We start from the raw sequence: 24965 nt of genomic DNA on the forward strand, positions 1-24965 counted from the left end.
GTCCGGACGGATCGACCGCGGGGCCGCCGGGCGCATGCCGCCCACGCCGAGCGGTCCTGCTAGGGCGCGCAGTCGATGAAGCCCACTGCCGCTGCACCGGAATCGATCTGCCTGCTGCGCCTGTCCGCGCTGGGTGACGTGACCCATGTCGTGCCACTGGTGCGCACGCTGCAGGCGGCCTGGCCGCAGGCACGGATCACCTGGGTGATCGGCAAGGGCGAGCATCGCCTGCTGGCAGGCCTGCCCGACGTCGACTTCGTCGAGTACGACAAGAAGACCGGCCTGGCCGGCATGCGCGCCGTGCGCCGCGAACTGCGCCAGCGCCTTGGCGGAAAGCAGCGCTTCGACGTGCTGATGCAGATGCAGGTCGCGGCCCGCGCGAACCTGCTTTCTGCCTTCATTCCGGCACGCCGGCGGATCGGCTACGACCGCTCGCGCTCGAAGGACCTGCACGGCCTGTTCGTCAACGAACGCATTCCCGATCGCCCTGGCATCCATGTCCTCGATGCGATCGGCAGTTTTTGCGAGCCGCTGGGCCTGCACCAGGACCGCGTGCAATGGGACCTGCCGGTACCCGACGAGGCGCGGCAATGGGCACGTGAGCAATGGCCCGACGACGGCACGCCGACGATGCTGGTCTCGCCCTGCTCCAGCCATGCCCGCCGCAACTGGCGGCCGGAGCGGCATGCCGCACTGGCCGACCACGCCGCCGCGCGTGGCTGGCGGGTGGTGCTGTGCGGCGGACGCAGCGAACTGGAACGGCAGACCACCGACGCGATCATGGCCGCCATGCATCATCCGGCGCTCGACCTCGTCGGCAAGGACACATTGAAGCAGCTGCCTGCCCTGCTCGAACGCGGCCAGTTGCTGGTGACTCCGGACTCCGGCCCGATGCACATCGGCAATGCGATGGGCACGAAGGTCCTGGGCCTGCACGCGGCCAGCAACCCGGCCCGCAGCGGCCCCTACAGCGACCGCCGCTATTGCGCCGACCGCTACGACGATGCCGCGCGCAAATACCTCGGCAAGCCGGCGGCGGAACTGCGCTGGGGCACCAAGATCGAGCATGACGGCGTCATGGACCTGGTCACGGTCGAAGACGCGATCGACGCATTCGAGCGCTATTGCGCCGAGCGACTGCCGCCTCGCGCGGCCCCGGCAAGTGCGGAGACGAACTGATGGCTGCCTGGTTCACCGTGGTCGCGCCGCTGCTGCCGGAACTGCTCCGCGCGGCCCGCCCGATGTTCACCCGCGGCAAGGAGCCGACCCAGATCCCGCAGCAGATCCGCGAGCTGCAGGATGCAGTCGACCTCAACCACCAGGCGATCAAGACCCTGGCCGCCGAAATGGAAATGACCATCACGGCGCTCAAGCAGGCGTCGCTGGAACTGGAGCGCACGATCGCCGAACTGCGCCAGCACCAGGCCGCGCAGGAGCAGCGCCTGGTGCGGGTGCAGATCGTGGCGGCGGTGGCCGCCACGGTGGCGGCGCTGTCGTTTGCGGTGGCCGCTTACGCGCTGGCCAACTGACGCGCTGGCCAACTGACGCGTTGGCCAACTGACAGCAAATGAGGATTACGGCGTCGCGCCGGTCCGGTAGTCCTGGTACGACTTCTCCTCCACATAGGCCGAGCCCAGCGCGAGGTTGATGTCCTTCTTGATGCGGGCGCGATCGTCGTTCTCGAAGTAGACGGCGCGGGCCAGGCGCACGAACTCCTCATCGAAGGCCTGCGCCTTCTCCTTGATGCGGATGTCGTCCTCGATCACCCACAGGCGTTCGTTGACGGCCTTGAGCTCGGCGCGCAGGCGGGCGATGTCGTTGCCGGCGGCCGGATGTGCCATCCAGGTCTTTTCCAGCGCGGACAGTTCATTGCGGACATTGGCCAGTTTGGCGGGGTCGCTCATGCGCTCGGACTTGATCTGCAGGATCGCGATCTTGTCGAGCAGTTCGCCAAAGGACACCGGGACCAGGATTTCGGACATGACGTCGCCGTTCGTTCAGGGGATCGATAGTGTAGCCGGCGGAAGTTGCCGGCAAACCGGACCTGGTGCTTGCCGCAGGCGCGCAAGCCCCGTAGAATTGCCGGCTCGCTGCACCACCCGGAGAGGTGGCAGAGTGGTTGAATGTACCTGACTCGAAATCAGGCGTACGTTTATAGCGTACCGGGGGTTCGAATCCCCCCCTCTCCGCCAGATTCACGCAAACGCCCCCTCGTGGGGCGTTTTGCGTTTTGAGGGCATTGGCGGGCCCGGGCCGCAGCGGGTCTGGATATTGCGTCGCCTCCCCCGCCTTCTCCTTGCCTCGCGGCCGCTCGGCCACGATGATTCCGTTATCCGCCATCAAGCACCCTGACAGCGACGGCATCATCGACGCATGATCGAATTCGGACACCTCACCCACGTTGGCCTGCGCCGGGAACTCAACGAAGACACCTATTACGGTGACGGCGAGCTGGGTCTGTGGCTGGTTGCCGACGGCATGGGCGGGCATGAATACGGCGAAGTCGCCAGCGCGCTGGCGCGCGAGACCATCGTCCGCGAGATCCGCGACGGCACGCCGCTGGCGCAGGCCATCCGCATCGCCGACGAAGAGATCATCCGGACCTCCAAGCGCCGCAACGACGCGCTGCCGATGGGCACGACCGTGGTGGCCGCGCGCATCGCCGGCAACCGCTTCGAAGTCGCCTGGGTCGGCGACAGCCGCGTCTACCTGTGGCGCGAAGGCCACCTGGCGCAGCTGTCGCAGGACCACAGCTACGTCCAGGAGCTGATCGCCAACGGCGCGATCACCCACGAACAGGCGCGCAGCCATCCCCACCGCAACGTGGTGACGCAGGCGCTGGGCGTGACCGACCCGCGCAACCTCAACGTCGAGACCATGACCGGCGAACTGCGGCCGGGCATGCAACTGCTGTTGTGCAGCGACGGGCTGACCGAGGAAGTCGACGACCGCGGCATCGCCAGGGTGCTGGCACAGGACGACTGCAGCGCGCAGGAATGCGTGGACTCGCTGGTCGCCGCCGCGCTGGATGGCGGCGGCTCGGACAATGTCACGGTGATCCTGGTGCGTCACCACTGACGTTGGGGTGACGATCCCGGGTGCGCTGCGCTTACCCGGGCTACGCGGAGAGACTCAGGCGGGTTCCAGGACCTGTTCGTCGGCCGCTACCACGATGAACTGGTCCCAGACGCACTTGCCGGCCTTCTTGCGCAGCTTCTCCAGACGGGCTTCGTGCGCGGCCTGCTCTTCGGCCGACACCTGCACGCGCGGACGCGCGGCGGCCGGATCGGTACGGAAGCTGACCACCTCGACTTGCGAGCCGGCGGCGTCGCTGGCAAAACCAATCTCTTCCTGGCCCGACGTCAGGGCGAGGTAGACCTCGGCGAGGATCTGGGCGTCGAGCAGCGCGCCGTGCAGCTGGCGGTGCGAGTTGTCCACGCCCAGGCGCTTGCACAGTGCATCGAGCGAGTTGCGCTGGCCGGGGAACCGCTGCCGCGCCATCAGCAGGGTGTCCTCGACGTTGCAGCGTTCGCGCAGGCCGCCGTACTGCGAGCCCACCAGGCGCAGTTCGTTGTCGAGGAAGCCGACGTCGAAGGCGGCGTTGTGGATGATCAGCTCGGCGCCATCGATGAAGGCGAGGAACTCTTCCACTACGTCGGCGAACACCGGCTTGTCGGCGAGGAAATCCAGGGTCAGCCCGGTGACCTCCTGCGCGCCCTGCTCGAAATCGCAGTCCGGCTTCAGGTAGACGTGGAAGGTGCGGCCACTGGGGCGACGCTCGACGTATTCCACGCAGCCGATTTCGACCACGCGGTTGCCGCGCTCCCAGCTCAGGCCGGTGGTTTCGGTATCAAGGATGATCTGCCGCATCGGCGCCATTCTCACACGTCAGCCGCTCGTCGGGCACGGCGACAGCGCGCAACCGGCGCCATCAGCGCGCCACCACCGAACCGCCGCGCAGGCGCTGCGCCTGCAGGCGCGCGAGCACGTCGACGCGCTCGTTGTCGGGGTCGCCGGAGTGGCCCTTTACCCATTTCCACTGAATCGAATGACGCTGCGCCGCCGCATGCAGGCGCTCCCACAGGTCACGGTTCTTGACCGGGTCGCCGCCGGCGGTCTTCCAGCCGCGGCGGACCCAGTTGCCGATCCATTCGGTGATGCCCTGGCGCACGTACTGCGAGTCGGTGTGGAGGATCACGTCGCACGGCTCGCTGAGCGTTTCCAGGGCCATGATCGCCGCCATCAGTTCCATGCGGTTGTTGGTGGTATCGGACTCGCCGCCGGCGACCTCGCGTTCGCGACCGCGGAAGCGCAGCAGCGCGGCCCAGCCGCCGGGACCCGGATTGCCCAGGCAGGCACCGTCGGTGTGGATTTCGACCTGCTTGCGCGCGCCGGTGGTGCTTTCATCTTCATTCATCGCGGCATTATCGCCGCATTGTGCAGCCACCTACACCTGGCTCCAGCGCAGGTTGCGCAGCGGCGCCGGCGGGATCAGGGCATGCACGCGCTTGTTGACGGTCAGGGCGATGCCGGCGCGCAAGCGATCGGCCGCACCGACGCCGACTTCGCCATGGGCCACGCGCCAGTGCGGCCCCAGCCATTGCAGGCTGACCGTGTCGACGGCAAACCCGGTTCGCCGCAACGCCGACTGCCAGACGCCCGGGTCGTGGGCATGCAGTCCCGTGCGCGCCCAGCGCGCGCGGTACGGACTCCACGGATTCAACGCCGCCAGCCATAGCGTGCCGCCCGGCATGAGCATCCGCGCGCAATCGTCCAGGACCAGATCGATGGCAAATCCGTCATCGAGGGCATGCTGGATCAGGATCGCGCCGAAGGCCTCGCTGGCGAATGGCAATGGCAACCGGCAGCTGACGCCGCCGAGGAAGCCGGTGCCATGCCGACGCAGGGCCAGGCCACGGCCTTCGGCGATCTCGGGCGCGGTCGCCCCGCTGACCCCGATCCACGCCCAGGGTGCCGCCGGCGGCCGCGACGCCAGCACCCGCGCCATCGCCGCCTCCTGCACCGCCAGCAGCCCCTGCCCGGCCTCGCTGCTGAACCAGGCGAGCGGCGCATGAGCCGGGTCTGGTTGACGGGGGTGGGAACGCGAGGGCATGGTCGGGACCGGTTCGGATGGGTTGGGAGCGGTTCGCGGTCGGGTCCGTCGATTGTGCGGCACTCCCACTACCCGCGGGCAAGCTCCCGGCAGTCGATCAAGCATCAAGGAATCGCGCATGCGCCTTCAGGCCCTCCCAGCCCTGAGCGACAACTACATCTGGGTCTGCGCCGAAGACGACGGCTCGCGCGCCCTCATCGTCGACCCGAGCGAAGCCGGACCGGTCCTGGCCGCGGCCGAGGCAGGCCTGCAGCCGGCCGGAATCCTGCTGACCCACCACCACCACGACCACATCGGCGGCGTGCCGGGCCTGCTCGAACGCTGGCCGCAGCTGCCGGTGTTCGCCCCGGTCGACGAGCGCATCGCCACGGCGACGACCCGCGTCGGCGACGGCGACCGGGTCGAAGTGGCCGGCTGGCAGTTCGAGGTGATCGCCCTGCCCGGCCACACCCTCAGCCACGTCGCTTACCTCGGCCATGACCTGCTGTTCTGCGGCGATACCCTGTTCAGCCTCGGCTGCGGGCGGCTGTTCGAAGGCACCCCGGCACAGATGCATGTTTCGCTTTCGCGGCTGGCCGCCCTGCCCGGTAAAACGCGGGTCTGTTGCGGACATGAGTACACGCTCTCAAACGCGGCCTTTGCCCGCGTGGTAGAACCCGGAAACCCGGCGCTGACGCGTCGCACCGAGGAAGCCCTGACGATGCGCCAGACCGGTCAACCGACCCTCCCCAGCACCATCGCCAGCGAGTTGGCGACCAATCCGTTCCTTCGCGTCGACCACCCGGAGGTGCGTGCGGCGCTGCAGCGGCAGACCGGCCGGGCCCCGGCCGACAGCGTGGAAGCATTCGCCGGGTTGCGGCGCTGGAAGGACGGATTCGTCGCGTGACCTGCGCCCACCCGTGGCGCCGGCGGGCCGCCGGACTCCTGCTGGGCTGCGCAATTGCGTTGCCCGCGGCGGCCCAGGACACCCTGCCTTCCCGGGAGACCGGGCAGGAACCGCTGCAGGCGCCGGTCGCCACGGCCGACCCGACGACCCGCAACGGCCGCGAAATCTACGAGGACTTCCGTCGCGGCCTGGCCGAACCCGAGTGCGAGGCCGGTGGCGTCTCCAAGCGCTGGCGCGAGCACTTCGCCACCGCCCCCAAGCGCCTGGCCGCGGACGACGACCTGCTGCCGCTGTTCGGCTACGTCGTCGACGCCCTGCGCCAGGCCCACCTGCCGACCGAATTCGCGCTGATCCCGTTCGTCGAGAGCGGCTACCACCCCGGCGCGCGCAGCCCCGCCGGACCGGCCGGCTTGTGGCAGATGATCGCCATCACCGCGCGCAACCATGACGTGCCGATGCGCAAGGGTTACGACGGGCGCCTGTCGCCGGTCGACTCGACCGCGGCCGCCGTGCGCTACCTCAAGACGCTGCACGGCATGTTCGCCGGCGACTGGCGGCTGACGGTGATGGCTTACAACGCTGGCGAGTATCGCGTGCTCGGCGCGCTCAAGCGCAACGGCCAGACCGCGCGCGATGCCAGGCCCGAACAACTGGAAGGTCTGTCCGACATCACCCAGGCCTACGTGCGCAAGCTGCACGCGCTGTCGTGCCTGATGGAACAGGCCGACGACCGCGAGGAGTGGCTGCGCCAGCTCGACCGGCCGGTGCCGCGATTGCAGGCAGTGACGCTGCCGGCGGAGATCAAGCGGATCGACCAGTGGGCGGACCGGACCGGCCAGGACCGCGATCAGCTCAAGCGCCTGAACCCGGTCCACGCCGACGGCATCGGCAGCCGCCCCGCCCGCCTGCTAGCGATCGCCGCTCCTGCTGCGCCTGCGCCGGTCGATGCGGTCGCATCGGCCACAGCGTCCGCCGACACCCCGGCGGCGCCCACCCAGGCCGCGCCGTCACGCCGGCATACCGTCAAGCGCGGCGAGAATGCGTCGACCATCGCGCGGCGCTACGACGTCCGCGTCGCCGACCTGATGCAGCGCAATGGCCTGGGCGCCAGCGCCGTGCTCAAACCTGGGCAATTGCTGGTCATCGACCCGCACGACGGCCAGGGAAACCGCGTCCCGAGCGAAGCCGGCTCGCCCTGACCGCGTTGCCGACCCTACGCCGCCGCATCGTCAAACCGTGTGCGGCGCCCCCGGCAACCGCCCCCCGCAGGCGGCTACACTAGAGTCTTTGCTCGACCGCGCTAGGCTCACTCGCTGCGGTCATCAACATCAGAAAGGAACGGCTCATGGGTTTTCTGCAAGGCAAGCGTGCACTGATCACCGGCATCGCCAGCGAGCGCTCGATCGCAAGCGGCATCGCCGAGGCCATGCACCGCGAGGGCGCGCAGCTGGCGTTCACCTACCAGAACGACAAGCTCAAGTCGCGCGTGGAGTCGGCCGCCGCCGAATACGGCAGCAACATCGTCCTGCCGCTCGACGTCAGCGATGACGCACAGATCGCCGCCTGCTTCGAGCAGCTCGGCCAGCAGTGGAGCGACGGCTTCGACATCCTCGTCCACGCCATCGCGTTCGCCCCGCGCGAAGCCATCGCCGGCCAGTTCCTCGACGGCCTGACCCGCGAGAACTTCGCCATCGCCCACGACGTCTCGTCGTACTCGCTGTCGGCGCTGTCGAAGGCGGCACGCCCGCTGATGAAGGGCCGCAACGGCTCGATCCTGACGCTGAGTTACCTGGGCGCCGAGCGCGCGCTGGTCGGCTACAACCTGATGGGCGTGGCCAAGGCCAGCCTGGAAGCATCGGTGCGCTACCTCGCCTGCAACCTCGGCCCGGAAGGCACCCGCGTCAACGCGATCTCCGCCGGCCCGATCAAGACCCTCGCCGCTGCCGGCATTGCCGGCTTCCGCAAGATCCTCGGCCACGTCGAAGAGAACGCCCCGCTGCGCCGCACCGTCACCATCGAAGACGTCGGCAATGTCGCCGCCTTCCTGTGCTCGGACCTCGCCAGCGGCGTCACCGGCGAAGTCACCTACGTCGATGCCGGCTACAACATCCTGGGCATGACCGGCATCGGCAACGAGTGATCCGTCGCGGATGAAAATGAAAGCCCGGCCATGCCGGGCTTTTTTTTTGGAGCAACGTCCATGGGTTCCCGCCTTCGCGGGAATGACGAGCAAAAGGTCCCGCAACAAGAAGGCCCGGCATTGCCGGGCCTTTTCGCTTCAACCATCAGGGCGATCAGAGATTGCGCTCGACCACCGTCACCTTGACCCGCTTGCGCAACTGCGACACCAGCGCGCGCATGTCATCGGTACCGCCGATGCGGGCAATCTGCTGCTGCAGCATCTCGCGCTGCGGCGCCGGCATCGACGCCACATCGCCCGGCGTCACCTTGCTCACCGCGAACAACACGACGCGACCATCCGCCAGCGACGACTGACCCGGCGTCACCTTGCCGGCAGCCGGCGCAGCGACCGCGAAGATCGCGTCCGACACACTGGCCTCCGGAATCGGCGCACCGCGCGGCACGCCCGGCAACACCTGCGGCGGCGGCAACTGGCGCGATGCCGCGATGGCCTCGAGCGACTCACCACCCTTCAAGCGTGCAACGAGCGCGTCGGCATCCTTGCGCGCCGCCTGGGCACTGCGGTCCGCGCGCACGGCAGCGATGACCTGGTCACGCACCTGCGCCAGCGTCAGCGCACGCTCGGGCGTGTGCGCAATGACACGGATCAGCACACTGTGGCCCGGTGCCAGTTCGATCGGATCGCTGATCGTCCCGTCCTGGATCAGGTTGTCGGAGAACGCAGCACGCAGCACCGCCGGATTGGCAGCGATGCCCTCGCCCTTCGTCCGCGCGAACGGACCGAGCTTCTGCAGCGGAATGTTCATCTCGCGCGCGGCCGGCGCCAGCGAGGACGGATTCTTCAAGGTCAGGTCGACCAGGCGGCTGCTGAACTCGCTGGTCGCGCGCTCGCGGTCGGCCTCGGCCTGCTCGCGCGCCAAGGCATCACGCACCTGCTCGAAACTTTCCTGCGCGCCGCTCTTGAGCTCGCGCAGCTGGATCACGTGCCAGCCGAACTCGCTCTTGACCGGGCCGCTGATCTCGCCAGCCTTCATCGCGAACAACGCGTTCTCGAACGGACCGACCATCATGCCCTTGCTGACCCAGCCCAGGTCGCCGCCGACGGCCTGCGAGCCGGAGTCGTCGCTGTTGGCGCGGGCCAGTGCAGCGAAATCGGCGCCGGGCGCCTTGGCCTGGGCGGCCAGCTGCGTCGCCTTCCGCTCGGCGGCCTTCTGCGCGGCCGCGTCCGCACCTTCGGGCACGCGCACGAGGATGTGCGAGGCCAGGCGCTGCTCGGCTTCGATGAAGCGGTTCTTTTCCTGCTCGTAGCGCTGGCGCAGCGTGGCCTCATCGGCCGGTGCCGGTGCCGGCAGCGTCGCACTGTTGATCTCGACGTACTCGATCGTCACCGCTTCCGGCGCGCGGTACTGCGTGGCATGGCCGTCGTACCACTTCTGGATTTCCGCGGCTGATACGGCACCGGTGTCGGGAACCGGAGCGGGCAACGGCAGCACGCTGACGTCGCGCTGCTCGCCCATCAGCTGCAGCAGGCGGTCCATCTCGGCGGCGGTGACGAAATTGCTGGAGGCCACGCCCACGGTCATCATCGACTGCTGCAGGCTGTCGCGCACCTGCTGCTCGAACTGGCGCTCGGTCAGCGGCGGCACCTGCGAGGCCAGTGCCAGCTTGTAACGCGTGTAGTCGAACTTGCCATCGACCTGGAACCCGGGGACTTCCTGGATCGACTTGCGCACCATCGCATCGCTGACGACGATGCCATCGCGCTGCGCGGACAACTGCTGCACGCGTGCATCGATCAGGCCGTCCAGGATCGCGCGCTTGTTGTCGACGCTTTCGAATGCACGCGCGTCGAACGCCTCGCCCTGCTGCGCGCGCTGCTGCTGGCGCGCCTGCTCGAAGGCCCGGCGGAATTCGTCGATGGCGATGGCGTCGTGCTGCCAGAACACCGACACCGGCCAGAACGACGGCGCCGACGGCCACCAGGTCGGCGGCACGTCGATCTTCGCCACCGAGTTGTCGGAGCGCTGGCCGAGGTACTGCTCGATGCCGACGAAGGCGAAGGGAACGATCAGCAGGCCCAGGATCACGGTGGCGATCCAGCCCGAGGTCTTGTCGCGAAGTTTCTGCAGCATATCCGGCACGCGTCAGTCGTAAGCCCGACAGTTTAGCGTGCTTGGAGGCCTGTAAACGGGGCCCGGCGGCGGGGGGATCCCCTACCTGGCGGCCGGGCAAAAAAAACGCGCCGTTTCCGGCGCGGTTTGAAAAAAGGGCGCCAAAGGCGCTCCATACAAAGAATAGGCGCCGTTGCCGGCGCTTCACAAAAGATTAGGGCGCCGTCGCCGGCGCTTCACAAAAGATTAGGGCGCCGTCGCCGGCGCCCTAGGTAAAACTGGCGGAGTGGACGGGACTCGAACCCGCGACCTCCGGCGTGACAGGCCAGCATTCTAACCGACTGAACTACCACTCCGCGCTTTGAAACCTGGCAAAAACGCTGCCCTTACCCTTTGGAAAACAAAGGCGCCGTTCCCGGCGCCTTTGGCGAAACTGGCGGAGTGGACGGGACTCGAACCCGCGACCTCCGGCGTGACAGGCCAGCATTCTAACCGACTGAACTACCACTCCGCACTTTTGAAAACGTTCACAGCCTGGGGCTTTTTGGTGGGTGCTGAGGGTTTCGAACCCCCGACCCTCTCCGTGTAAAGGAGACGCTCTACCGCTGAGCTAAGCACCCGAGTGCGAGTCGCTTAGTTTACGGCATCCTTGAGCGCCTTGCCAGCCTTGAACGAAGGATTCTTCGAGGCCTTGATCTTGATCGTCTCGCCGGTCTTCGGGTTGCGGCCCTGGCGGGCGGCGCGCTTGCGGACCTGGAACGTGCCGAAGCCGACCAGCGTCACCGTGTCGCCCTTCTTCAGCGCCTTGGTGACGACGCTGATCACGGCGTCGACGGCGTTGGCGGCATCGGTCTTGGACAGCTCTGCAGCTTCGGCGACGGCGCCAACAAACTCAGCCTTGTTCATTCGTTTTGACTCCCTGTGCGGATGTTGCCGCATGTTCTGATAATCGGGACATGCGCCCGATCGACTGGTGCCGCGCAGATGCTGAATTCGTCAGCCATCTGCGCGGTCGCAGCCGTTATACCAGCGGCATTTTGGGGGTGCAAGCCTGAAAGCTAGCTGTGGCGCGGCTTCCAGCGTGATCTTGTCGCGTGTCGAGTTGATCGAAACGAGCAACTGATCAGTGCTTGAGGTCCGCCTGGGTCACAGTGGCCGAGCCGTCGCGCACCGGTACCTCACCCTGCCCCGATGCCGGCACGGGTGCCAGCGGACGTTCCAGCGCGATGTCGAGCACTTCGTCGATCCACTTCACCGGAATGATCTTCATGCCCTGCGTCACCGCCTTGGGCAGGTCGACCAGATCCTTGCGGTTCTCGTCCGGGATGATCACGGTGTGGATGCCACCGCGCAGCGCGGCCAGCAGCTTTTCCTTCAGGCCGCCGATCGGCAGCACGCGGCCACGCAGCGTGATCTCGCCGGTCATGGCCACGTCGGCCTTGACCGGGTTGCGGGTCAGCATCGAGACCAGGGCGGTGGCCATGGCGATGCCGGCGCTGGGGCCGTCCTTCGGGGTGGCGCCCTCGGGCACATGGACGTGGACGTCCTGCTTCTGCAGGAAATCCAGGTCGATGCCGAGGCGATCGGTGCGGGCACGCACGACCGACAGGGCAGCCGAGGCCGACTCCTTCATGACGTCGCCAAGCTGGCCGGTCAGCAGCAACTGGCCCTTGCCCGGCACCAGCGTCGACTCGATCTGCAACAGGTCGCCGCCCACTTCGGTCCAGGCCAGGCCGGTCACCAGGCCGATCTCGTTCTGCTCCTCGGCGCGACCGAAGTCGTAGCGGCGCACGCCCAGGTACTTGTCGAGGTTCTTCGAAGTGACGCTGACCGCCGTGGTCTTGGCCTTCTTCGGCTTCGGTCCGGCGAGCGCGATTTCCTTGACCACCTTGCGGCAGATCTTGGCGATCTCGCGCTCGAGGCTGCGCACGCCCGACTCGCGTGTGTAGTAGCGCACGATGTCGCGCACCGCGCCTTCGGCCACCTTCAGCTCCTCAGGCTTCAGGCCATTGGCCTTGATCTGCTTGGGCATCAGGTAACGCATGGCGATGTTGAGCTTCTCTTCCTCGGTGTAACCCGGGATGCGGATCACTTCCATGCGGTCGAGCAGCGGGCCGGGAATGTTCAGCGAGTTCGACGTCGCCACGAACATCACTTCCGACAGGTCGAGGTCGACTTCCAGGTAGTGGTCGTTGAAGGCGTTGTTCTGCTCGGGGTCGAGCACTTCCAGCAGCGCCGACGACGGATCGCCGCGGAAGTCCATCGACATCTTGTCGATCTCGTCGAGCACGAACAGCGGATTCTTGCTGCCGATCTTGTTGAGGTTCTGCACGATGCGGCCCGGCATCGAACCGACGTAGGTGCGGCGATGGCCACGGATCTCGGCCTCGTCGCGCACGCCGCCGAGCGACATGCGCACGAACTTGCGGTTGGTCGCCTTGGCGATCGACTGGCCAAGCGAGGTCTTGCCCACGCCCGGCGGGCCGACCAGGCACAGGATCGCGCCCTTCATGTGCTTCACGCGCGACTGCACGGCCAGGTACTCAAGGATGCGTTCCTTGACCTTTTCCAGGCCGAAATGGTCGGCGTCGAGCACGTCCTGCGCGGCCTTGAGGTCCTTGCGGATCTTGCTGCGCTTCTTCCACGGCACGCCGAGCAGCCAGTCGAGGTAGTTGCGCACGACGGCCGCTTCGGCCGACATCGGCGACATCTGCTTGAGCTTGTTGAGCTCGGCCTTGGCCTTGGTTTCCACCGGCTTGGGCATGCCGGCTTCGGCGATCTTGCGGGTCAGCTCGTCGATGTCGTTGGGCGCGTCATCGATCTCGCCGAGCTCCTTCTGGATCGCCTTCATCTGCTCGTTGAGGTAGTACTCGCGCTGGCTCTTCTCCATCTGCGACTTGACGCGGCCGCGGATGCGCTTTTCCAGCTGCTGCACGTCGATCTCGCCGTCGACCAGGCCGACCAGCGTTTCAAGGCGCGTGCCGATGCCGTGCGTTTCGAGCAGCTTCTGCTTGTCGCCGATGCGCACGCCCAGGTGGGCGGCGATGGTGTCGGCGAGGCGGCCAGGTTCGTCGATGCCCGACAGCGTCTGCATCAGTTCCGGCGGCAGCTTGCGATTGGTCTTTACGTACTGCTCGAACAGGCCCATGAGCGAACGCGCGATCGCTTCGATCTCGCGCTCTTCGCGGTCGTTCTCCGGCTCGACGACTTCGGCCTGGCCGGTGAGCGCGCCACCGGCCTCGACGACGTCGTGCACGTTGACGCGCGACACGCCCTCGACCAGCACCTTGATCGTGCCGTCGGGCAGCTTGAGCAGTTGCAGCACCTGCGCCAGCGTGCCGATCTGGTAGAGATCGGCCGCGCCCGGGTCGTCGGTTTCAGCGGACTTCTGCGCAACCAGCAGGATGCGCTTGTCGGCTTCCATCGCCTGGTCGAGGGCATGGATCGACTTGTCGCGGCCGACGAACAGGGGGATCACCATGTGCGGGAACACGACGACGTCGCGCAGCGGCAGTACCGGCAGGCTCAGCGTCTCGCGGTCTGGTGAGTCGGTCATGAGGGGGGACTCCGGATAAGCGTGGACGGGCTCGGCGCCCGAGGGATCGGTGGGCTTCGAAGCCCATGGCCACGGTTATGGGGGTCCGCGCGAAAGGATGCAAGCGGCACGCAGGGAAAGCTGCGGGCCGGTCACAATTAATCGTTATGAATCAGGTATTTAGCGCTATTTTCCGGGCGCTGTCCGGAGCTCCCGGCCGAGCGGCCGGGAGGAACCTGAATGGCCCCCTCAGGGACCGTCCGCTTACTCGGCGGAAGCGACCTTGGGAGTGGCCGGCGGCGTCTGGTAGATCAGGTACGGCTCGGTCTTGTGGTCGATCACCGACTCGTCGACGACGACCTTGCTGACGTTCTCCAGCGACGGCAGCTCGTACATGGTGTCGAGCAGCACCGACTCGACGATCGTGCGCAGGCCACGGGCACCGGTCTTGCGCTTGAGCGCCTTGCGGGCGATCGCGGCCAGGGCGTCCGGGCGGAACTCCAGTTCCACGCCTTCCATGTCGAACAGCTTCTTGAACTGCTTGGTGATCGCGTTCTTCGGCTCGGTGAGGATCTTCACCAGCGCCGGCTCGTCGAGCTCCTCGAGGGTGGCGACCACCGGCAGGCGGCCGACGAACTCGGGGATCAGGCCGAACTTGATCAGGTCTTCCGGCTCGACGTCGGCCAGCAGCTTGCCGATGTCGGACTTGCGCTCACTGCTCTTGACCTTGGCGCCGAAGCCGATGCCGCCGGCCTCGGTGCTGCGCTGCTGGATGATCTTGTCCAGGCCGGCAAACGCACCGCCGACGACGAACAGGATGTTGCGCGTGTCGACCTGCAGGAATTCCTGCTGCGGATGCTTGCGACCGCCCTGCGGCGGCACGCTGGCGACGGTGCCTTCGATCAGCTTGAGCAGCGCCTGCTGCACGCCTTCGCCGGACACGTCACGCGTGATCGACGGGTTGTCGCTCTTGCGCGAGATCTTGTCGATTTCGTCGATGTAGACGATGCCCTGCTGCGCCTTCTCGACGTCGTAGTCGCACTTCTGCAGGAGCTTCTGGATGATGTTTTCCACGTCCTCGCCGACATAGCCGGCTTCGGTCAGCGTGGTCGCATCGGCGATGGTGAACGGCACGTTGAGCAGGCGCGCCAGCGTTTCGGCCAGCAGCGTCTTGCCCGAACCGGTCGGACCCACCAGCAGGATGTTGGACTTGGCGAGCTCGACGTCGTCGTTCTTCTGACGGCTCTCGATGCGCTTGTAATGGTTGTACACGGCGACCGCGAGCGTGCGCTTGGCGCGCGTCTGGCCGATCACGTACTGGTCGAGCACCTCGAGGATCTCGCGCGGCTTGGGCAGGTGGCTGCGGGCCGACTGCGCCTTCTCCTCGAGTTCCTCGCGGATGATGTCGTTGCACAGCTCGACGCACTCGTCGCAAATGAAGACGCTCGGGCCCGCAATGAGTTTGCGGACCTCGTGCTGGCTCTTCCCGCAGAACGAGCAATACAGAATCTTGTTGCTGTCGCCGGTGCTGCGGCCCTGTCGGTCGTCGCTCATGCTTGTGCCCAAGTGTTGCTTTTGGTGGTGCTTTTGGTGGTGCTCGAGCCGGAACCCGTCCAATGCTGGACGCGTTCAGGTGCTACGGCCCGAGAATAACACAGCGCTCCGGCCCGCTTCGCGGGCCGGCTCGTTGGCCTAAATGGTTGCTGGATCAAGGACCTGGACGGACTCAGGGGGGCGTCTCAGGCGGTCTGGATCGAGTCTTCCGGGCGCCGTTCCAGCACCTGGTCAACCAGACCGTACTCGCGGGCGGCCTCGGCGCTCTTGAAGTTGTCGCGCTCGGTGTCGCGCGCGATCGTCTCGAGGGCCTGGCCGGTGTGCTTGGCGAGGATCTCGTTGAGGCGCTGGCGCAGGGTCAGGATCTCGCGGGCGTGGATGTCGATGTCCGTGGCCTGGCCCTGGAAGCCGCCCAGCGGCTGGTGGATCATCACGCGCGAGTTCGGCAGCGCGTAGCGCTTGCCCTTGGCACCGGCGGCCAGCAGCAGCGCGCCCATCGAGGCGGCCTGGCCGACGCAGATGGTGCTCACGTCCGGCTTGATGTACTGCATGGTGTCGTAGATCGCCAGGCCGGCGGTGACCACGCCACCGGGCGAGTTGATGTACAGGCTGATGTCCTTCTCGGGGTTTTCGGCCTCGAGGAACAGCATCTGCGCCACGATCACGTTGGCGACATGGTCGTCGACGCCGCCGACGAGGAAGATCACGCGCTCCTTGAGCAGGCGCGAGTAGATGTCGTAGGCGCGCTCGCCGCGGCTGGTCTGTTCGACCACCATCGGGACGAGGTTCAAAGCTCGGGTCAGGTTGTCCATGGAATCGACGGCACCTTGGGTCTGGAATTGGGCGCTTGGAAGCGTAGTACGGTCAAATTGGGGCCAACCGGACCGGAGCGCAAGGGGCACGGATCAACGAGCACGCAGACAGATCGACCCGGACCGCGACGGCAAGGCCGCCGCGGTACCGGACAAAGCGATTACTGGCGGATCGCTTCGTTGAACGACAGCGGCTGCTCGGTGTGCTGGGCGCGCTCGGCGATCCAGTCGATCACCTGCTCTTCCATCACGCGCGCCTGCAGGCCCGACATCAGCTGCGGATCGTTGCGGTACAGGTCGACCACCTGCTGCGGCTCCTCGTAGGTCGAGGCGATCAGCTGCAGGGTCTCGTTGACGCGCTTGGGCTCCAGGCGCAGTTCGTTGCGGCGGGCGATCTCGCCGACGATCAGGCCGACCAGCACGCGCTTGCGGGCGGCGTCCATGAAGCCCATGTGGGCGTCGGCCGGGATCTCGCCGATGGCGCGACCCTGGCGGCGGGCCTGCTCGATGGTCTGGCGGGCCATGTCGCGGGCCTCGTTCTCGACCAGCTTCGGCGGCATCTCGACGTGCGAGTAACCGGCAATCAGCTGCTCGCCGACTTCACGGCGCAGGCGGGTCATCAGGGCGCCCTTGAGCTCGCGCTCCAGGTTGCTGCGGATGTCGGCGCGGAACTGCTCGGCATCGCCACTGCGAACGCCGAAGCTCTTGATGAAGGCGAAGTCGACGTCCGGCAGGACCGGCTCGGACACCTTGTTGGCCTTCAGGTGGACCTGGACGGTGCGGCCGGCGAACTGCGGGACGCGCCATTCCGGCGGGAATTCGACCTCGGCGACCTTCTCGTCGCCGGCCTTCATGCCGACCAGGGCCGACTCGATCGCCGGCAGCATGGCGGCCGAACCGATGATGGTGGCACCGTGCTCGGTGCCCTCGGCGGGCAGGCGCTCGTCGCCGGCCTGCGACCAGGTCTCCAGCTCGACCGCGTCGCCGGCAACGGCTTCGCGCTCGACCGGATTCCAGCTGCGGCGCTGCAGGCGCAGGTTCTCGATCATCGCGTCGATGTCGGCATCGCTGACGTCGGCGGTGTGGCGGATCACGTTGAGCTTGGCGACGTCGATGTCGCCGAAGTCGGGCACGACTTCGAAGGTGGCCACGTAGGCCAGCTCCGCGTCGGCGGCCGGAACGATCTGCGGGTTGCCGGCGATCTGCAGCGACTGCTCGCGGATCGCATTGGTGAAGCCCTCACGCAGCAGGCCGTCGAGGACCTCGGCGCGGACCTGGGCGCCGAAGCGCTGCTCGATCACCTTCGCGGGGATCTTGCCGGGGCGGAAACCCTTGATCTTGGCGCCGCGCGAAATTTCGCGCAGACGGCCACCGACGACGGCTTCCAGGCGGTCCGCCGGGAGGCTGAAAGTCATACGACGTTCGAGGTTGCCGAGCGATTCGACCGAAACTTGCATATCCACTCCTGCCACCGCGGCGACCAGCCACGGCACGATGTTGATGATCCTGTCCGACCGCGGCCGCAGCGAAAACGAGCCCGCCGGCCAGCGGAACGGGATAGTTTCGCCGATAACGGGCCGCGCCGCCAGCGTGGTGACGGATTCAGGAAGAGGTGGATGTGGGGGGCGCATAGGCCCTGCCGGGGTGGCAAAAGCCCGGCACGTCGAGGCGGCTACTCGCGAGCGCTCGTTCGACTGCAATGACAGCCTGCCGCAACCGCCCGGAGCCTTGGGGTGGCAACTCGCGACGGCTCGCTCAACCGAGTCGGCCGCCCATTATTCCGGCGGCGTGGTGCGAAAGGCGGGACTCGAACCCGCACGCCTTGCGGCACTGGAACCTAAATCCAGGGCGTCTACCAATTCCGCCACTTTCGCCTTGCCACGCACGGCCGGAACCGTCGCGGCGGCATTCTAGGCCGGAACCCCGGCGTTGGGGTGCCGGAAAAGAAAAAAGCACCTGGGGCTGCCAGGTGCTTTCCGGGATTGGTGGGCCGTCAAGGATTCGAACCTTGGACCTATTGATTAAGAGTCAACTGCTCTACCAACTGAGCTAACGGCCCGGAACAACTAGGTGCGAAATCATAACAACAAAAATCGATCTCGCCAACATCACATCACAACAATATGGGGTGGCTGAGGGGACTCGAACCCCCGACATCTGGAATCACAATCCAGTACTCTAACCAACTGAGCTACAGCCACCATAAAGCTTGTTTTCGCGTGTTTCTGACAAATGTGCCGGCACATGTGCCAGCCCACTTGTTTGGCGCGCCCGGCGGGACTCGAACCCACAACCACCGGCTTAGAAGGCCGGTGCTCTATCCGGTTGAGCTACGGGCGCCAGCGTCGCATCTTAACTGACACTTCAACTGACACTCGGCAAACACGTCGGTCGAGCACTGGCGGATGGTCGGGGCAGAGGGATTCGAACCCACGACATCCAGCTCCCAAAGCTGGCGCTCTACCAGGCTGAGCTATACCCCGAGTCCCGGACTTCCGTTGCGCGCCAACGCCGCGAAAGGCCGGCTAGTTTGGGCGGACGGCGCGCCCATGTCAACGAGACCGGGCGCTTTTTCCTTCATTCAGGCGCCCGCGTCCGAATGCACCGCCACGCCCTTGCGCGCCGGCCACAGCATCGCGATCACGGTGATCGCGCCGAGCAGCCAGCTGTAGTGAACGCTGCCGGCGAGCGCCAGCGGCGAAACCGCTCCCAGAGAAGCCGCCAGCAGGATCTGCGCGCCATACGGCAGCACGCCCTGGGTGACGCAGGCAAAGATGTCGAGCACGCTGGCCGCACGCGCCGGCGGCACACCGTGCTGCTGGGCGATGTCACGCGCCAGGCCGCCGCTGATCAGGATCGCGACGGTGTTGTTGGCGGTGAACACGTCGGTCGTCGCCGACAGCGTGGCGATGCTGATTTCGCCGGCACGACGGCTGCGGTGGCCGCGGGCGAAACGCCCGATCACCTGCGCCAGCCAGCTCAGCCCGCCGGTGGCTTTCATCAGCGCGCCGAGGCCGCCGACCAGCAGCGACAGCAGCGTGATTTCCACCATGCTCTCGAAGCCCTCCCAGATATGGGTGGCGTACGAGGCGACACTGAACTCGTCGGCGAAGATCGCGCCGAACGCACCGGCGATCACCAGCCCCAGGCTCAGCACGATGATCACGTCGACGCCGGCCAGCGCCAGGCCCAGCACGACCAGGTACGGCAGGATCAACCACGGCGACACCGGATCGAGCGGCTGCACCGGCGCGGTATCGGCCACCAGGCCCAGCACGATTACGGTCAACACCGCCGCCGGCAGCGCCAGTTTCAGGTTCTCGCGGAACTTGTCGCGCATGCTGCAGCCCTGGGTGCGGCTGGCGACGATCGCGGTATCGGAAATCACCGACAGGTTGTCGCCGAACGTCGCGCCACCGATGACCGCGCCGAGCACCAGGGCCCGATCGAGCCCCGATGCGTCGGACACGCCCAGCGCGATCGGCGCGACCGCGGCAATCGTGCCCATCGACGTGCCCAGCGACAGCGAGATGAAACCGGCAACGACGAACAGCCCCGGCAGCAACAGCGCCGGATGCACGTGGCCGATGCCGAGCGCGACGATGGCATCGACCGCACCAATGGCCTTGGACACTTCGACGAAGCCACCGGCGAGCAGGAAGATCAGGCACATCAGCACCACGTTGTGGTCGCCCATGCCCGACAGCAGCGTCTCCAGCGGCTTGAGCCCGCGCCGCCAGGCGATGAACGCCGACAACGCCAACGCCGGCAGGATCGCCACCGGCGCACGCAGCTGGTAGAAGCCCATGGCCTCACCGTGCGTCGTGTAGTAAAGGCCCGCACCGAAGAACAGCGCCAGGAACAGCAGCAAGGGCGCCAGCGCCCAGGCGCTCGGGCGGACCGATTCGTTCATCTTTCTATCCGGATGGATTTGTAAGCCGGTGGATTTTGCAGTGCAGCACGGGCGCTGTCGAGTGCATGGACGGAACGATGGCTGCGCGTGGGTGAGGATGGCGCGCAGGCGGTGACGGGTGTACGTCCAATGGCCCAAACGCAAACGGGGCGCCGAAGCGCCCCGTTTGGAACCGAACCGGACCGGAAGGATCAGATCCGGCTGGCGATCGCCTTCGCGAACGACATCGTGTTGCCGCTGCCACCCAGGTCCGGGGTCAGCGAATCCTTCGCCTCGAGCGTGGCGATGATCGCCGCGCGCAGGCGGCTCGCCTTCTCCGGCTGGCCCAGATGGTCGAGCATCTGCGCAGCGCCCAGCAGCAGCGCGCACGGATTGGCCTTGCCCTGCCCCGCGATGTCCGGAGCCGTACCGTGCACCGCCTCGAAGATCGCCGCATCGGTGCCGATGTTGGCGCCCGGCGCCAGGCCGAGACCACCGACCAGACCCGCGCACAGATCGGAAATGATGTCGCCGAACAGATTGGTCGTGACGATGATGTCGAACTGCTCCGGACGCATCACCAGCTGCATGCAGGTGTTGTCCACGATCATCTCGTTGCACTCGATGTCCGGGTATTCCGTCGCCACCGCACGCGCGGTCTTGAGGAACAGGCCCGACGTCGACTTGAGGATGTTGGCCTTGTGCACCACCGTGACCTTCTTGCGGCCGGTCTTGCGGGCCAGCTCGAAGGCGTAGCGCACGATGCGCTCGGAACCGCGACGCGTGACCTTCTGGGTCAGCATGGCGACTTCGCCGTCTTCCGACAGCGTCTGGCCCTCGCCGATGTAGGCGCCTTCGGTGTTCTCGCGCACCGTGATCAGGTCGACGCCGGTCGGGAAGCGCGACTTGGTGTTCGGGAACGACTTGGCCGGACGCACGTTGGCGTACAGGTCGAAGCGCTTGCGCAGCTCGACGTTGATCGAGCTGAAGCCCTCGCCGACCGGCGTGGTCAGCGGGCTCTTGAGCGCGATGCGGTTCTTGCGGATCGAGTCCATCGTCGCCTGCGGCAGCAGCTCGCCGTGCTTCTCGAGCGCGACCAGGCCGGCGTCGGCGAATTCGTACTGCAGTCCGACATCCATCGTGTCGAGCACGTGCAGGGTGGCGTCCATGATTTCCGGGCCGATACCGTCGCCACGGATGACCGTGATGGTCTGCGTCATAGGGGATTTCTTCCAGGCTGATGGGCGCCCTGCGGAGGGTACGGCGCCGGATGGTTAGCCCCGGAATTATGCCGGAAGCCGCCCGGTCCTGCAGGACCGGGCGGCTCGGACTTTCGTCTGAGCGACTTCGCAGCGGGCCTGGACAGGCCGTTCAGGCAGGCCCGGAATGCGCCAAGGGCCGTCGAGGCGGACCCAGCCGCCACGACAGGCACATCCTCGACCAGGCCTCAGCCGTGGTCGTGGCCTTCCGGCGCCGCCGCCTCGCCCTGCTCCAGCCGGTCGAGGAAATCGACCGCGCGGCGCAGGTGCGGGATCACGATCGAACCGCCGACCACCAGGCCGACGGAGAACGCTTCGAACATCTCGTCGCGGTTGACCCCGGCTTCCTTGCACTGGGCAACGTGGTAGCTGATGCAGTCGTCGCAGCGCAGCACCATCGAGGCCACCAGGCCGAGCAGCTCCTTGGTCTTCAGGTCGAGTGCACCGGGCTGGTAGGTCTGGGTGTCGAGCGCGAAGAAGCGGCGCACGACCTGGTTGGGCTCGGCCAGGATGCGCTCGTTCATGCGCTTGCGGAACGCGGTGAACTCGGCGACGCGGTCGCCCTCGGACTTGCCGGTCGGCTCGCTCATGCGCCACCTGCCAGGAGAGGTTCCAGGCCGCCCGCACGGTGCAGGGCGATCATGTCGTCGTAGCCGCCCACGTGCGTGTCGCCGATGAAGATCTGCGGCACGCTGGTGCGACGGGCACGGCTGAGCATCAGCTCGCGCTGCGCCGGGTCAAGATCGATCCGGACCTCTTTCCAGGTCTGGTTCTTGCTCTTGAGGAAATTCTTCGCCGCGACGCAATAGGGGCAGATCGCGGTGGTATAGATGGTGATCTCGGGCGCGACGGAACCATCGGTTCCAGGCGCGGCGGATGCGGTGCTGCTCAAAACGATCTCTCCTGGTTGATGCTCGTGACGAAGCGGGCGACTGAACTCGCCGATGCCGTTGTGGTCGAATATGGGCCTGCCCCGGGTTCATTTCCAGCCCATGCACGGAACACAGCCGTTGCGCGGGTGACCCCAAGCCCGTCCAGCGCGACCGGACTGCAGAAAGGATTAACAGCCGATTCATCCGGACGAACGCCCCGCCCCGCATCCTGCGGACGCGCCTCGCCCACATGAGGGACCACCCGCTTGCGTCGCATCGCCCTGCTTACCGCCGCCCTCACCCTTGCCGTCGCCAGCGTCTGCGCGCCGGCGCAGGAGGCCAACCTGCCCGACATCGGTTCGTCGGCCGGCGAGCTGCTGACCCCGCGCCAGCAGGGCGAGTACGGCGCGATGATGCTGGCGCAGCTGCGCCACTACGACTACCTGCTGGAAGACCCGCTGATCGACAGCTGGCTCGATACCCTGGGCACCCGCCTGGCCGCCAACAGCGACAAGCCACGCCAGCCGTTCACCTTCTTCATGCTGCGCGAGCGCCAGATCAACGCCTTCGCCACCCTAGGCGGCTACATCGGCGTCAACTCCGGCCTGGTGCTGGCGGCCGAACGCGAGGACGAGGTCGCCGGGGTGATGTCGCACGAGATCGCCCACGTCACCCAGCAGCACGTGCTGCGCGGTGCCGAACGGGCCCAGCGCGACCAGCTGCCGATCCTGCTGGCCATGCTCGGCGCGATCGTCGCGGCCCAGGCCGCCGGCGGCAATTCCGACGATGACGCCGCGCAGGCCGCCATGGCCGGCGCCATGGGCCTGATGCAGCAGCGCCAGATCGACTACACCCGCTCGAACGAATCCGAGGCCGACCGCCTCGGCATCCAGACCCTGGCCCGCAGCAATTACGACCCCGAAGCGATGGCGGATTTCTTCGCCACGCTGCAGGCGCGCTCGCGCAGCAACGGGGCCAATTACTGGGGCGAGTCGCCGGACTGGCTGATGACCCACCCGGTCACGATCACCCGCATCACCGAAGCCAAGGAACGCGCGGCCAAGCTCAAGCGCGACAAGGGCGGTGTCGCCGAGGTCTGCGTGCGCGATCCGGACGGTCCGGCGCAGTGCCGCAGCGAGAACACCGGACAGCCGCAGTACTCGCTCGACAACAGCAGCAACCCGCTGCTGCCGCCCAACCTGGACGTGGGCGGCCAGCTCACCGCCTCGGCGCAGAGCGGCGGCACCGGTCGCTTCGAGTACGCCCGCGAGCGCCTGCGCGTCCTCAGCGCCGACTCCCCCGGCGATGCCCTGCGTGAGTACGAGCGCCTTGCCGGCGGCAAGAAATTCACCGACGCACAGCGCTACGGCCAGGCTCTGGCCCGCCTGCGCGGCAACCAGCCCGCCGCGGCCGCGACCACCCTGGGCGAGCTGCTGCAGGCGCATCCGGGCGACATGTGGCTGACCCTGGCGATGGGCCAGGCCGAAGCCCGCACCGGCAAGGCGGCCTCGGCCGACGCCCGTTTCGAATCACTGCTGCGGCAGACGCCCAACAATCGCGCGGTGGTGCTGACCTATGCCGAGGTGCTGTCCGAGCGCAACACCACCGAGGCCGGCAAGCGTGCGCAGGCAGTGCTGCGCCCGCTGATGGGCAATTCCGGCAACGATGCGATCTTCCAGAATGTCTTTGCCCGGGCCTGCGAAATCGCCGGGGATCCGATCCGTGCCGGCGAGGCCTACGCCGAGGCGGCCTACCTGAATGGTCGGCCGGAACAGGCCCTGGTCCAGCTCAACACCCTCAAGCGCCGCGGCGACCTGGACTATTACGCCCGCGCCCGCATCGAGTCGCGCATCGCCGCCATCACCCCGACCGTGCTCGAGCTCAAGCGCCAGGGCATCCGCGACGAGGACCTGCGGCGGCAGTAGCCAGCGGCAGACAGGGGACGCGCCCGGTTTAGATGACCATGTCATGCCATCGTCACAAAACGGTAGTGTACTGACGCGGCTTCAAGGACCCATCCATTCGGGCCCCTTCAGTCCTATCCCCCGGTGACCGTGTGCAGAAGCGCATCCTCATAGTCGAAGACGAACCTGCCATCCGCGACATGGTGTCGTTCGCCCTGCGCAAGGGCGAATACGAGCCTGTCCACGCCGGCGACGCGCGCGAGGCCCAGGCGGCCATCGCCGACCGCGTCCCGGACCTCATCCTGCTGGACTGGATGCTGCCCGGCACCAGCGGCCTGGACCTGGCCCGGCGCTGGCGCAAGGAACAGCTCACCCGCGAGATCCCGATCATCATGCTGACCGCGCGCGGCGAAGAGAACGACCGCGTCGGCGGGCTCGAGGCCGGCGTCGACGATTACGTGGTCAAGCCGTTTTCGGCACGCGAACTGCTGGCGCGCATCCGCGCCGTGCTGCGGCGCTCGCGCGAGGACGACGAGGACGGCAGTGTCGGCATCGGCCCGCTGCGCATCGACGGCGCCGCGCACCGCGTGTTCGCTGCCGCCGACGGCAACGACCAGCCGGTGCAGATCGGCCCGACCGAGTACCGCCTGCTGCACTTCTTCATGACCCACCCCGAGCGCGTCTACACCCGCACCCAGCTGCTCGACCATGTCTGGGGCGGCAGCGTGTACGTGGAAGAGCGCACGGTCGACGTGCACATCCGCCGCCTGCGCAAGACGCTGGAACCGCATCGCCTCGACGGCATGGTGCAGACCGTGCGCGGCGCCGGCTACCGCTTCTCCGCGTCGCTGGCCGCATGAAGCGGACGCGGCCGGTGCCGACCGA

22 protein-coding genes and 9 tRNA genes are annotated in these 24965 nt (G+C 67.1%); 9 read left to right on the top strand and 22 right to left on the bottom strand.

Annotated elements, in window-relative coordinates; translation table 11 throughout:
* The first annotated feature begins 75 nt into the window (after positions 1-75).
* The gene (locus ACFOPO_RS13255) at positions 76-1179 is read left to right on the top strand and encodes a glycosyltransferase family 9 protein (RefSeq protein WP_386703670.1); all 1104 of its coding nucleotides are present in this window, start codon (positions 76-78) and stop codon (positions 1177-1179) included.
* Positions 1179-1529 carry a hypothetical protein gene (locus ACFOPO_RS13260; RefSeq protein ID WP_386703671.1) on the top strand — a complete coding sequence of 117 codons (351 nt, stop codon included), beginning with the start codon at positions 1179-1181 and terminating at the stop codon, positions 1527-1529. Before ACFOPO_RS13255 ends, ACFOPO_RS13260 begins: the two co-directional genes overlap by 1 nt.
* Before the next feature lie 45 nt (positions 1530-1574).
* Here the strand turns inward: ACFOPO_RS13260 and ACFOPO_RS13265 are convergent, their stop codons facing one another.
* Positions 1575-1982 (bottom strand): DUF6165 family protein, encoded by a 408-nt coding sequence (locus ACFOPO_RS13265; protein ID WP_386703672.1) that lies wholly within the window; start codon positions 1980-1982, stop codon positions 1575-1577.
* A 119-nt stretch (positions 1983-2101) separates the two neighbouring features.
* Here ACFOPO_RS13265 and ACFOPO_RS13270 point away from each other — a divergent pair.
* A tRNA-Ser gene (locus tag ACFOPO_RS13270) sits at positions 2102-2192 on the top strand.
* A gap of 181 nt (positions 2193-2373) precedes the next feature.
* Positions 2374-3078, top strand: a complete 705-nt coding sequence (locus tag ACFOPO_RS13275; RefSeq protein WP_241919898.1) for a PP2C family serine/threonine-protein phosphatase — start codon at positions 2374-2376, stop codon at positions 3076-3078.
* Between the two features lie 54 nt (positions 3079-3132).
* On the opposite strand, the gene dnaQ is transcribed toward ACFOPO_RS13275, so the two are convergent.
* The 3 genes from dnaQ to ACFOPO_RS13290 form a co-directional block, all read right to left on the bottom strand.
* On the bottom strand, positions 3133-3870 hold the full coding sequence (gene dnaQ, locus ACFOPO_RS13280; RefSeq protein ID WP_386703673.1) for a DNA polymerase III subunit epsilon: 738 nt from the start codon (positions 3868-3870) through the stop codon (positions 3133-3135).
* A gap of 61 nt (positions 3871-3931) precedes the next feature.
* On the bottom strand, positions 3932-4417 hold the full coding sequence (gene rnhA / locus ACFOPO_RS13285; RefSeq protein ID WP_386703674.1) for a ribonuclease HI: 486 nt from the start codon (positions 4415-4417) through the stop codon (positions 3932-3934).
* Between the two features lie 30 nt (positions 4418-4447).
* Positions 4448-5113, bottom strand: a complete 666-nt coding sequence (locus tag ACFOPO_RS13290) for a hypothetical protein (RefSeq protein WP_386703675.1) — start codon at positions 5111-5113, stop codon at positions 4448-4450.
* A 118-nt stretch (positions 5114-5231) separates the two neighbouring features.
* On the opposite strand from ACFOPO_RS13290, the gene gloB reads away from it, so the two are divergent.
* From gloB to ACFOPO_RS13305, 3 genes are all read left to right on the top strand, one after another.
* Entirely contained in the window at positions 5232-5999 is a 768-nt protein-coding gene (gloB, locus tag ACFOPO_RS13295; protein WP_386703676.1) for a hydroxyacylglutathione hydrolase, read from the top strand.
* Positions 5996-7198 carry a transglycosylase SLT domain-containing protein gene (locus ACFOPO_RS13300; RefSeq protein ID WP_386703677.1) on the top strand — a complete coding sequence of 401 codons (1203 nt, stop codon included), beginning with the start codon at positions 5996-5998 and terminating at the stop codon, positions 7196-7198. Before gloB ends, ACFOPO_RS13300 begins: the two co-directional genes overlap by 4 nt.
* Before the next feature lie 146 nt (positions 7199-7344).
* Positions 7345-8139, top strand: coding sequence for an enoyl-ACP reductase (locus ACFOPO_RS13305; protein ID WP_386703679.1), 795 nt, complete (start codon positions 7345-7347; stop codon positions 8137-8139).
* A gap of 154 nt (positions 8140-8293) precedes the next feature.
* Here ACFOPO_RS13305 and ACFOPO_RS13310 read toward each other — a convergent pair whose 3' ends face one another.
* The 18 genes from ACFOPO_RS13310 to grxC form a co-directional block, all read right to left on the bottom strand.
* A complete protein-coding gene (locus tag ACFOPO_RS13310; RefSeq protein WP_386703680.1) occupies positions 8294-10273 on the bottom strand; it encodes a peptidylprolyl isomerase in 1980 nt (659 codons plus the stop codon).
* Between the two features lie 258 nt (positions 10274-10531).
* Positions 10532-10608, bottom strand: a tRNA-Asp gene (locus tag ACFOPO_RS13315).
* 78 nt (positions 10609-10686) lie between these two features.
* Positions 10687-10763, bottom strand: a tRNA-Asp gene (locus ACFOPO_RS13320).
* Between the two features lie 34 nt (positions 10764-10797).
* Positions 10798-10872: transfer RNA gene (locus ACFOPO_RS13325), tRNA-Val, on the bottom strand.
* A gap of 13 nt (positions 10873-10885) precedes the next feature.
* Positions 10886-11158, bottom strand: coding sequence for an HU family DNA-binding protein (locus ACFOPO_RS13330; RefSeq protein ID WP_158734067.1), 273 nt, complete (start codon positions 11156-11158; stop codon positions 10886-10888).
* A 217-nt stretch (positions 11159-11375) separates the two neighbouring features.
* The gene (gene lon, locus ACFOPO_RS13335; RefSeq protein WP_386703682.1) at positions 11376-13808 is read right to left on the bottom strand and encodes an endopeptidase La; all 2433 of its coding nucleotides are present in this window, start codon (positions 13806-13808) and stop codon (positions 11376-11378) included.
* A gap of 243 nt (positions 13809-14051) precedes the next feature.
* Positions 14052-15341 carry an ATP-dependent Clp protease ATP-binding subunit ClpX gene (gene clpX / locus ACFOPO_RS13340; protein ID WP_386703683.1) on the bottom strand — a complete coding sequence of 430 codons (1290 nt, stop codon included), beginning with the start codon at positions 15339-15341 and terminating at the stop codon, positions 14052-14054.
* 185 nt (positions 15342-15526) lie between these two features.
* On the bottom strand, positions 15527-16153 hold the full coding sequence (clpP, locus tag ACFOPO_RS13345; RefSeq protein WP_386703684.1) for an ATP-dependent Clp endopeptidase proteolytic subunit ClpP: 627 nt from the start codon (positions 16151-16153) through the stop codon (positions 15527-15529).
* A 161-nt stretch (positions 16154-16314) separates the two neighbouring features.
* Complete coding sequence (tig, locus tag ACFOPO_RS13350) at positions 16315-17610, bottom strand: trigger factor (protein WP_386703685.1); 1296 nt, start codon at positions 17608-17610, stop codon at positions 16315-16317.
* A gap of 332 nt (positions 17611-17942) precedes the next feature.
* A tRNA-Leu gene (locus tag ACFOPO_RS13355) sits at positions 17943-18027 on the bottom strand.
* Positions 18028-18136: 109 nt separating this feature from the next.
* Positions 18137-18212 (bottom strand) — tRNA-Lys (locus ACFOPO_RS13360).
* A gap of 65 nt (positions 18213-18277) precedes the next feature.
* A tRNA-His gene (locus ACFOPO_RS13365) sits at positions 18278-18354 on the bottom strand.
* Between the two features lie 62 nt (positions 18355-18416).
* Positions 18417-18493: transfer RNA gene (locus tag ACFOPO_RS13370), tRNA-Arg, on the bottom strand.
* Between the two features lie 66 nt (positions 18494-18559).
* Positions 18560-18636 (bottom strand) — tRNA-Pro (locus tag ACFOPO_RS13375).
* Between the two features lie 98 nt (positions 18637-18734).
* Positions 18735-20066 carry a Na+/H+ antiporter NhaC family protein gene (locus tag ACFOPO_RS13380; RefSeq protein WP_386703687.1) on the bottom strand — a complete coding sequence of 444 codons (1332 nt, stop codon included), beginning with the start codon at positions 20064-20066 and terminating at the stop codon, positions 18735-18737.
* Between the two features lie 191 nt (positions 20067-20257).
* Positions 20258-21265 carry an isocitrate dehydrogenase gene (locus tag ACFOPO_RS13385; RefSeq protein ID WP_386703689.1) on the bottom strand — a complete coding sequence of 336 codons (1008 nt, stop codon included), beginning with the start codon at positions 21263-21265 and terminating at the stop codon, positions 20258-20260.
* Positions 21266-21492: 227 nt separating this feature from the next.
* A complete protein-coding gene (locus tag ACFOPO_RS13390) occupies positions 21493-21894 on the bottom strand; it encodes a carboxymuconolactone decarboxylase family protein (protein WP_386703690.1) in 402 nt (133 codons plus the stop codon).
* A complete protein-coding gene (gene grxC / locus ACFOPO_RS13395; protein WP_386703692.1) occupies positions 21891-22196 on the bottom strand; it encodes a glutaredoxin 3 in 306 nt (101 codons plus the stop codon). The genes ACFOPO_RS13390 and grxC overlap by 4 nt, the downstream gene beginning before the upstream one ends.
* Positions 22197-22442: 246 nt before the next feature.
* Between grxC and ACFOPO_RS13400 the strand changes: the two genes are divergently transcribed.
* Positions 22443-24101 (top strand): M48 family metalloprotease, encoded by a 1659-nt coding sequence (locus ACFOPO_RS13400; protein WP_386703693.1) that lies wholly within the window; start codon positions 22443-22445, stop codon positions 24099-24101.
* Positions 24102-24232: 131 nt separating this feature from the next.
* Entirely contained in the window at positions 24233-24940 is a 708-nt protein-coding gene (phoB, locus tag ACFOPO_RS13405; protein WP_386703694.1) for a phosphate regulon transcriptional regulator PhoB, read from the top strand.
* Positions 24941-24965: the final 25 nt, after the last annotated feature.

The sequence above is a fragment of the Lysobacter sp. GCM10012299 genome (assembly GCF_042649405.1).
In the GTDB taxonomy this organism is placed as follows: domain Bacteria; phylum Pseudomonadota; class Gammaproteobacteria; order Xanthomonadales; family Xanthomonadaceae; genus Lysobacter_J.

Coding starts and splice junctions, on each gene's coding strand:
- ACFOPO_RS13310 (WP_386703680.1), bottom strand. CDS start 10,273: ATGCTGCAGAAACTTCGCGACAAGACCTCGGGCTGGATCGCCACCGTG.
- ACFOPO_RS13275 (WP_241919898.1), top strand. CDS start 2,374: ATGATCGAATTCGGACACCTCACCCACGTTGGCCTGCGCCGGGAACTC.
- ACFOPO_RS13390 (WP_386703690.1), bottom strand. CDS start 21,894: ATGAGCGAGCCGACCGGCAAGTCCGAGGGCGACCGCGTCGCCGAGTTC.
- ACFOPO_RS13380 (WP_386703687.1), bottom strand. CDS start 20,066: ATGAACGAATCGGTCCGCCCGAGCGCCTGGGCGCTGGCGCCCTTGCTG.
- dnaQ (WP_386703673.1), bottom strand. CDS start 3,870: ATGCGGCAGATCATCCTTGATACCGAAACCACCGGCCTGAGCTGGGAG.
- ACFOPO_RS13255 (WP_386703670.1), top strand. CDS start 76: ATGAAGCCCACTGCCGCTGCACCGGAATCGATCTGCCTGCTGCGCCTG.
- ACFOPO_RS13305 (WP_386703679.1), top strand. CDS start 7,345: ATGGGTTTTCTGCAAGGCAAGCGTGCACTGATCACCGGCATCGCCAGC.
- ACFOPO_RS13265 (WP_386703672.1), bottom strand. CDS start 1,982: ATGTCCGAAATCCTGGTCCCGGTGTCCTTTGGCGAACTGCTCGACAAG.
- ACFOPO_RS13385 (WP_386703689.1), bottom strand. CDS start 21,265: ATGACGCAGACCATCACGGTCATCCGTGGCGACGGTATCGGCCCGGAA.
- lon (WP_386703682.1), bottom strand. CDS start 13,808: ATGACCGACTCACCAGACCGCGAGACGCTGAGCCTGCCGGTACTGCCG.
- tig (WP_386703685.1), bottom strand. CDS start 17,610: ATGCAAGTTTCGGTCGAATCGCTCGGCAACCTCGAACGTCGTATGACT.
- ACFOPO_RS13260 (WP_386703671.1), top strand. CDS start 1,179: ATGGCTGCCTGGTTCACCGTGGTCGCGCCGCTGCTGCCGGAACTGCTC.
- clpP (WP_386703684.1), bottom strand. CDS start 16,153: ATGGACAACCTGACCCGAGCTTTGAACCTCGTCCCGATGGTGGTCGAA.
- ACFOPO_RS13290 (WP_386703675.1), bottom strand. CDS start 5,113: ATGCCCTCGCGTTCCCACCCCCGTCAACCAGACCCGGCTCATGCGCCG.
- gloB (WP_386703676.1), top strand. CDS start 5,232: ATGCGCCTTCAGGCCCTCCCAGCCCTGAGCGACAACTACATCTGGGTC.
- ACFOPO_RS13330 (WP_158734067.1), bottom strand. CDS start 11,158: ATGAACAAGGCTGAGTTTGTTGGCGCCGTCGCCGAAGCTGCAGAGCTG.
- rnhA (WP_386703674.1), bottom strand. CDS start 4,417: ATGAATGAAGATGAAAGCACCACCGGCGCGCGCAAGCAGGTCGAAATC.
- clpX (WP_386703683.1), bottom strand. CDS start 15,341: ATGAGCGACGACCGACAGGGCCGCAGCACCGGCGACAGCAACAAGATT.